Source organism: Jutongia sp., from assembly GCF_057878315.1.
The window spans coordinates 21,623-30,330 of sequence record NZ_DBLXSO010000038.1; the positions used below are offsets into that span (position 1 = coordinate 21,623).

The window sequence follows — 8,708 nt, forward strand, 5'->3', positions numbered from 1 at the left end:
TGAACTCTTCACCTGTCATCTGCCAGACGGGTTTTGATAATAATTCTTGAAGATTTTTCATCGTACACAATGGTGAGATCAATACGATCGTAGGTAATGCAGATAAGATGCTTGCCCGCGAGGAGACGATGGAGACACCATATCTGTCCAGTGATTTCCATAAGATTCTGCCGGTTGTCGATCCAAACGGTTCCGACTCCGCACGTCTTGATAATACACTGGAATTTCTGGTAATGAGTGGTATGGAGCTGCCGCTTGCCGTGATGATCACGATCCCTGAGCCATGGGAAAATGATATGAGCATCAGCCAGAAGAAGAGAGACTTTTATCAGTATTATGCAACAATGATGGAGCCATGGGATGGTCCGGCATCTATCCTGTTCTCCGATGGTGATTATATGGGAGCTGTCCTTGACCGTAATGGTCTCAGACCTTCCCGTTACTATATTACAACAGACGATCAGCTGATCCTTTCGTCCGAGGTTGGTGTATTTGAACTTCCTCCGGAGAAGATCGTGAAGAAGGATCGTTTAAGACCGGGCCGTATGCTTCTGGTGGACACCGTGAAGGGTGAGCTGATCGATGATGCGGACCTGAAAGAGAAATATGCATCCCGTCAGCCGTACGGTGAGTGGTTAAACAGTAATCTCGTCACTCTGGCAGAGCTTCATATTCCAAACCATAAGGTACCGGAGTACACGGATGAAGAGAGAGCAAGAATGCAGAAGGCATTCGGTTATACCTTTGAGGAATATAAGAACTCTATCCTGCCGATGGCGCAGAACGGAAGTGAGCCGATCGCATCCATGGGTACCGATACACCGCTTCCAATGCTTTCCCGTAAGGTACAGCCGCTGTTTAACTATTTCAAGCAGATGTTTGCACAGGTAACAAACCCTCCGATCGATGCGATCCGCGAGGAGATCGTTACATCAACAAGCGTTTACATCGGTGAGGACGGAAACCTTCTCGAGGAGAAGGGAGAGAACTGCAAGGTATTAAAGATCCACAATCCGATCCTGAATGATACCGATCTTTTAAAGATTAAGAACATGGATAAGGATGGCTTTAAGTGTGAGGTTCTTCCGATTACTTATTATAAGAACACATCCTTAAAGAAAGCACTGGATCATCTGTGCCTTGAGGCAGACCGTGCGCATAAGGAAGGCTGCAACATCCTGATCTTAAGTGACCGTGATGTGGATGAGTTCCATATGCCGATTCCATCCCTGCTTGCGGTTTCTACCCTGCAGCAGCATCTGGTAACAACAAAGAGAAGAACAAGCATGTCAGTCATTCTTGAGACGGCAGAGCCGAGAGAGGTTCATCATTTTGCAACACTTCTCGGATACGGTGCAAGTGCGGTCAATCCATATCTGGCACATGAGACGATCCGTGAGCTGATCAGTAACGGAATGCTGGACAAGGATTATTATGCAGCAGTCAGTGATTATGATAACGCTGTTCTTCATGGCATCGTAAAGATCGCTTCCAAGATGGGAATTTCTACGATCCAGTCTTATCAGGGATCCAAGATCTTCGAGGCAATCGGTATCTCCAAGGAAGTTATCGAGACTTACTTCCCGGATACGGTAAGTCGTGTGGGTGGTGTTACTCTTGAGGATATTGAGAAGCAGATCGACGAGCAGCACAGCCGTGCATTTGATCCGCTGGATCTGACGGTTGATCTGAACTTAGAGAACCGAGGACAGCATAAAGAACGTGGTCATCAGGAGGAGCATCTGTACAATCCGGAGACGATCCATCTTCTGCAGCAGGCAGCCTGGACCGGTAATTATGAGCTGTTTAAGCAGTATTCAAAGTGTATAGATGAGAAAGAGAAGCAGATCAATTTAAGAAGTCTTCTTGATTTCAAATATCCGAAGAAGGGTATCGACATTGATCAGGTTGAGAGTGTGGATGAGATCGTACAGAGATTTAAGACCGGTGCAATGTCTTACGGATCTATTTCACAGGAGGCACATGAGACATTGGCGATCGCAATGAACCGTCTCCATGGTAAGTCAAACAGCGGTGAGGGTGGTGAGAGTCTTGAGAGACTGGAAACTGCCGGATCCGAAGTGGATCGCTGTTCTGCAATCAAGCAGGTGGCATCCGGACGTTTTGGTGTCACCTCCCGTTACCTTGTCAGTGCCAAGGAGATCCAGATCAAGATGGCACAGGGTGCAAAGCCCGGTGAGGGTGGTCATCTTCCGGGTGGAAAGGTTTATCCTTGGGTTGCAAAGACCCGTCATTCCACACCGGGTGTCAGCCTGATCTCCCCACCACCGCATCATGATATTTACTCTATTGAGGATCTGGCTCAGCTGATCTACGACCTGAAAAACAGTAATAAAGATGCAAGAATTTCCGTAAAGCTTGTTTCCGAGGCAGGTGTCGGAACTGTCGCAGCCGGTGTTGCAAAGGCCGGTGCAGCCGTTATCCTGATCTCCGGATACGATGGAGGTACCGGTGCGGCACCGAAGAGCTCTATCTACAACGCAGGTCTTCCTTGGGAACTTGGTCTTGCCGAGACTCATCAGACATTGATCATGAACGGACTTCGTTCCCGTGTCCGCATCGAGACAGACGGTAAGTTAATGACCGGCCGTGATGTAGCGATCGCTGCAATGCTTGGTGCAGAGGAGTTTGGCTTTGCTACGGCTCCGCTGATCACAATGGGCTGTGTCATGATGCGTGTCTGCAATCTGGATACCTGTCCGGTCGGTGTTGCAACACAGAATCCGGAGCTGCGTAAGAGATTCCGCGGTAAGCCGGAGTATGTTGAGAACTTTATGCGTTTCATCGCAAGTGAGCTTCGTGAATATATGGCAGCACTTGGCGTTCGTAAGCTCGATGATCTGATCGGTCGAGTTGATCTTCTTCAGAGAAAGGAACTGACCGGTGAGGCAGCAGAGTATGCAAAGCGTGTTGATCTGTCCAAGATTTTGGACCCTACCTTTGCAGGCATGCGTAAGGACAACAAGTTTAATCCGAAGGATAAATACGATTTCGAGCTGGAAAAGACGATCGATGAGAAGGTATTCCTTCCGAAACTGAAGAAGTCTCTTGAAACCGGTGAGAAATCGCGGATCGAGGTAAAAGTTGACAATATTAACCGTTCTCTCGGAACGATCCTTGGTTCCGAGGTTACCAAGAAGTTTGGTGACACTCTCGAGGAGGATACAATCACAGTGAAGTGTGACGGAAGCGGTGGACAGAGTTTCGGTGCATTTATCCCGAAGGGACTTACCTTAGAGCTGGAGGGTGATTCCAATGATTACCTCGGAAAAGGTCTTTCCGGTGGTAAGATCGTGGTATATCCGCCTGCAAACAGCCGGTTCAAGGCAGAAGAAAATATTATCGTTGGTAACGTTGCTCTCTATGGTGCCACAAGCGGTAAGGCATTCATCAATGGTATTGCCGGTGAGCGTTTCTGTGTAAGAAACTCCGGTGCTTATGCGGTTGTAGAGGGTGTCGGCGATCATGGATGCGAGTACATGACAGGAGGTCGTGTTGTTGTTCTCGGACCGACCGGAAAGAACTTCGCAGCCGGTATGAGCGGCGGTGTTGCCTATGTACTGGATGAGGACAGCAACCTTTACCTGAAGCTGAATAAGGAGCTGGTATCCTCAGAGCCGATCACCGATAAATACGATGTACTGGAACTCAAAGAGATGATCGAGGAGCACGTTGCAGCAACAGGCTCTAAGAAGGGTAAGATGATCCTTGACGATTTCAGTGAATATCTTCCAAAATTCAAGAAGATTATTTCTTATGACTATGCTCATATGCTGCAGCTGATCGCCCAGATGGAGGAGCACGGTCTGAGTTATGAGCAGGCACAGATTGAAGCATTTTACGAGCATAAAAATAAATAAGCTTTGATTGGAAAGGAGAATCAACATGGGTAAACCAACGGGATTTTTAGAATATGAGCGGAAAAATAATCAGGCAGTGGAGCCATTAGAGCGAATCAAGAACTTTAACGAGTTTCACACACCAATGCGCGAAAAGGATCGTAGAGAGCAGGCGGCAAGATGCATGAACTGTGGCGTGCCGTTCTGCCAGTCCGGTATGATGATCGGAGGAATGGCTTCCGGTTGTCCTCTGAACAACCTGGTGCCGGAGTGGAATGATCTTTTATATCATGGTAATTACAAAAAGGCACTGCAGATGCTGCGTCAGACAAATAACTTTCCGGAGTTTACCTCCAGAGTATGCCCGGCACTCTGTGAGGCAGCCTGCACCTGTGGTCTGAACGATACACCGGTTACCTGCAAGGCAAATGAGAATGCGATCATCGAGTACGGTTATGCCAACGAACTGATGGGGACGCAGCCTCCAAAGACTCGGACCGGCAAAAAGGTTGCAGTCATCGGTTCCGGTCCTTCCGGACTGGCAGCAGCCGATCAGCTTAACCGCCGCGGTCATTCCGTTACGGTATATGAGAGAAATGATCATATCGGAGGTCTTCTGATGTACGGTATTCCGAACATGAAGCTGGAGAAGTGGGTTATCGACCGCAAGCAGAAGGTTATGGAAGAAGAGGGCGTGAAGTTTGTTGTCAACGCAGATGTCGGAAAAGACGTTAAGGCAACAGATCTGATGAAGGAATACGACAGTGTGATCCTCGCCTGTGGCGCATCCAATCCGCGTGATATCAAGGCAAAGGGTAGAGAAGCAGAGGGAATCTATTTTGCGGTAGATTTTCTGACGCGCTCCACCAAGCATGTCCTTACCGGCAAGAAAGAGGGCTGGGTTGATACAAAGGGCAAACATGTTATCGTCATCGGTGGCGGTGATACCGGAAACGACTGTGTCGGAACAGCAGTCCGTCAGGGCGCAAAATCCGTAACGCAGCTTGAGATGATGCCAAAGCTTCCGGATGAGAGAGCAGCATCCAATCCTTGGCCGGAGTGGCCGAGAGTCTGCAAGACCGATTACGGCCAGGAAGAAGCGATTGCGGTATTCGGACATGATCCGCGAATCTATCAGACAACCGTAAAGGAGTTTATCGCAGACAAGAACGGCAAGCTCAAGAAGGTGAAGCTTGTGAAGCTGGAGGCAAAGAAGGATCCAAAGACCGGTCGTATGAATATGACAGAGATCGCCGGAAGTGAATTTGAGATGCCGGCAGATGTTGTCCTGATTGCAGCAGGCTTCCTTGGCGCACAGGAGTATGTGGCAAAGGCATTTGGCGTGAAGCTCAATGCACGTACCAACGTCGAGACAGCTCCGGGTGAGTTCAAGACAAGCGTTGACAAGGTATTTACGGCAGGAGATATGCACAGAGGTCAGTCACTGGTCGTATGGGGCATCAACGAGGGACGCCATGTGGCAAAAGAAGTCGATAAATTCCTGATGGGATATACGAATCTGGATTGATGTTGATGTGGAAATACGCAGATGCGGGATTTATTATAAAATAAATTTTAGCTGCGGATTGAGAAAGAAATATCAGATAAATACGAAATAAGCGTGGGAGAAACCGAGGCACGGTGTGTACGAAAAATGGGACACATCGTGCTTTGCTTTTTTGCAGCTTTCGTTAGCGTCGGTGATTATGTCTGTGGGGGATTGCATTATGACCCGAAAATGTATATGATTGAAAAAAAGCTGCAGGAGGATTTATAGATCATGAAATTATTGATTCAGAGAGTAAGAGAAGCATCAGTGGAAGTGGGTGGAGAGATCACCGGACGTGTCGACCATGGATTTCTGGTATTTGTCGGTGTAGCAGAAGAGGATACGACAGAGATTGCAGACAAGATGATCGACAAAATGGTAAAGCTCCGGATCTTCGAGGATGAAAACGGCAAAACCAACAAATCCATCGCTGATGTCGGTGGAAACTTTCTCGTGGTATCCCAGTTTACTTTGTATGCGGACTGCCGCAAGGGAAACCGCCCATCCTTTACAAATGCGGGCAATCCACAGCTGGCAAACGAGCTGTACGAATATGTGCTTGCGAGCCTGCGGGACAGGGGATTCGAAGTGGGTGCCGGTGTGTTTGGTGCGGATATGAAGGTGTCTTTGTTGAATGACGGACCGTTTACGGTGATGCTGGATTCGGAGGAAATTTGTCGTTGATGTAATCATTTATCGGATGCAAATATCTGATAAGTATCCGGTAGTCATTATCTGGTGGATATTTATTATCGCACTGCTTGGATGAAAGCAATAGTGTTATTTGATCAGACGCTATGTTTTTGTTGATATTCGCTTGGGGTAATGGCTTCGTGTTTCTTGAAAACCCTGCTAAAGTAAAAAGCGTTACAAAAGCCGAGAGCCTCTGCTGTTTCTGATATAGTAAACTGCCGGCTTTTTAAAAGTTTTTTTCCTTGTTCGATTCTTAAATTTTCTAAAAAGGCAAAAATGGTCGTGCCGGTATGCTGTTTGAATCGGCGGTTCATATAGTCGAAATTATGGTGAAAAATATCTTCCAACATAGAGCCGGTGATTTTATGTGAATAATTATTTTTTAAATAGTCACAGATACGAAACGGAAGAGAAAGATTTTCCTGCTCCGTGTGTAAAATATGAGACAGTTCTGAACGGGACATTTGTAACAAAAGCACGAATAAAAGGGCATCATTGATTGATTGCTGATGAAGTCCGTTTGTCGAATTGAAATTTGTCAGATGCTGCATTTGACGGATGATTTTTTCGAAGTCAGAGTGTGTCGGATGAAAGTATTTGGGCAGTAAAAAAGTGTTTTGGACAGTAGAGGAGGGCGTTGGAAAAAATGGATGTCCGCCTACTTTTTGCTGAAGATATTCTTCGGATGTCATTGTTATGTCCTGCAGACAATTCCAATCAAAATGAATGTAATAATAGTCAATATGTTCATTTGTGAGTAGCCCATAGTGGCATTTGCCGGGAGAAAAGATCATAATATCACCGGCGGTGAGAGTGTATTGATTCTCATTTTCCATAATTTGCATAATGCCATCCGTAATGATATAGATGATCCAATTTTGTGAAATCCTCTGAAAATGCTTATTGGGAGATGGAATGTGAACAACACCGGACAGTAAAAAAACCGGGAGAGAGTTTGAAAAACCGGAAATATAAGGTAGTAATTCCATAAGGGAACTCCTTTCGAAATTCTGTAATATTCAATCATTTATTATAATCAGTTATAAAGGGTACATTGTTTAAAAAAAGTCGCTATAATATATATCATGGTCGGAAATAGATATTCTATATTTGTACATATTATGCTATTCTTAGTTTACGAAATTGTCAAGAGAAACCTTGTTTGGTAAGGAGGAATGAGAATGAAAAGATTACATGCTGCCAGAAATGCAATGATTACCTGTGTGATCGCCGGATTGTTGGTGATGGGTATCACCGGAATAATAGCGTCTGCAAAAACAAAGCCGAAATTAAACCGGAAAAATCTGGAATTAAAGGTCGGAGAAAAGAAAAAACTGCAAATCAAAAATACAAAGAAGAAAGTTAAGTGGATCTCCAATAATAAGAAGATAGCTACCGTGACACAAAGAGGAGAGGTTTGTGGAAAAAGGATTGGAAAAACAAAGATCATCGCACGTGTTCAGAAGAAAAAGTATGTGTGCAGAGTGACAGTAAAACCGAAACAGTCGCCGCAGACCAGTGAACCGATACAGAATCAACCAACGGTAATTCCGCAGCCGGATGTAACAGCGACACAGCCAGCTGCACCATCGCCGTCTGTACAGCCGACATCCACACCATTGCCGGCAACGGCAGCTCCGGTAACGCCAACGCCGGTACCAACGCCGAATATTGAACAGGGGGCAGCTTGGGAGGCAGGTAAGAAGAGTGGAACAAAAGAAGATTTTGAATTGTATTTTAATCCGGAAATGAAGCAGTATACCAAACGTCAGAAGGATATGCCGCAGGGAAAATTTAAGGATGTGACATATCATTCAGCTGTTGTTGGAGCGGACAGAGAGGCATATGTATACCTGCCGCCGAATTATGATGAGAATAAAGAATATCCGGTACTTTATATGTTGCATGGAATCGGATGTGACCGGGGACAGTGGCGTTATATGTCGTTGAACGAGATTTTAAGTAACATGATCAATCGTGGTGAACTTCAGCCGTTAGTGGCAGTTCTTCCGAGTGTTGTACCGAAAAATGGATTGGATCAAAACACTTTTTCGAGTGACAACATTGGTGCCTTTACCGTGTTTGAAAAGGAATTTCTGACTGATCTGGAACCGTATATTCAGAAGAATTATGCGGTTTCAACAAAAAGAGAGAACACAGGAGTATGTGGTCTTTCTATGGGAGGAATGGAGGCGCTTCGTCTTGGATTTGTTATTAAGGACCATTTTAATTATATAGGATCTTTTTCAGCAGCTCCGAGTCTGGATCAAAGTATTCTGAATCTGGATGGCTGGACAACAACTCCACATACCGTTTTGCTTTGCAGTGGTGATGCAGACAGCACGATAGGAAATAATCCGGAGGATTATCATAAGAGACTTACAGAGAACAAGGTTGATCATATGTGGTACCTGTATCCGGGTGGAACCCATGAGGAAAAGGTTTGGAAAAACGGACTTGTTAATTTTCTGAAGAGAAGTTTTTTAAAAAATGTAAAGATAAGTAACTAAGACTTCCCATACCAAGGATGGAAATTTGCCCATAATATTTCTTATGTCCGGTTATTTAGAAATCATATTTTGCCTGCCAATATATTAAAAATCCGT

The 8,708-nt window shown here is 45.5% G+C and carries 4 protein-coding genes and 1 pseudogene; 4 read left to right on the plus strand and 1 reads right to left on the minus strand.

Annotated features, from left to right (window positions below; translation table 11 throughout):
- Nucleotides 1-56: 56 nt before the first annotated feature.
- The 3 genes and pseudogenes from gltB to dtd all read left to right on the plus strand — a co-directional run.
- Nucleotides 57-3,881, plus strand: a pseudogene (gene gltB, locus ACZLMD_RS09555) (glutamate synthase large subunit); the annotation flags it as partial.
- A gap of 25 nt (nucleotides 3,882-3,906) precedes the next feature.
- Nucleotides 3,907-5,388: a glutamate synthase subunit beta gene (locus tag ACZLMD_RS09560; protein ID WP_489495614.1), complete on the plus strand. Its 1,482-nt coding sequence runs from the start codon at nucleotides 3,907-3,909 to the stop codon at nucleotides 5,386-5,388.
- A gap of 252 nt (nucleotides 5,389-5,640) precedes the next feature.
- Entirely contained in the window at nucleotides 5,641-6,093 is a 453-nt protein-coding gene (gene dtd / locus ACZLMD_RS09565) for a D-aminoacyl-tRNA deacylase (RefSeq protein WP_118561028.1), read from the plus strand.
- A 104-nt stretch (nucleotides 6,094-6,197) separates the two neighbouring features.
- On the opposite strand, the gene ACZLMD_RS09570 is transcribed toward dtd, so the two are convergent.
- Nucleotides 6,198-7,091 (minus strand): helix-turn-helix transcriptional regulator, encoded by an 894-nt coding sequence (locus ACZLMD_RS09570; RefSeq protein WP_484107721.1) that lies wholly within the window; start codon nucleotides 7,089-7,091, stop codon nucleotides 6,198-6,200.
- Nucleotides 7,092-7,283: 192 nt separating this feature from the next.
- Between ACZLMD_RS09570 and ACZLMD_RS09575 the strand changes: the two genes are divergently transcribed.
- Nucleotides 7,284-8,612 carry an alpha/beta hydrolase-fold protein gene (locus tag ACZLMD_RS09575; protein ID WP_489495615.1) on the plus strand — a complete coding sequence of 443 codons (1,329 nt, stop codon included), beginning with the start codon at nucleotides 7,284-7,286 and terminating at the stop codon, nucleotides 8,610-8,612.
- The last annotated feature ends 96 nt before the right edge of the window (nucleotides 8,613-8,708 follow it).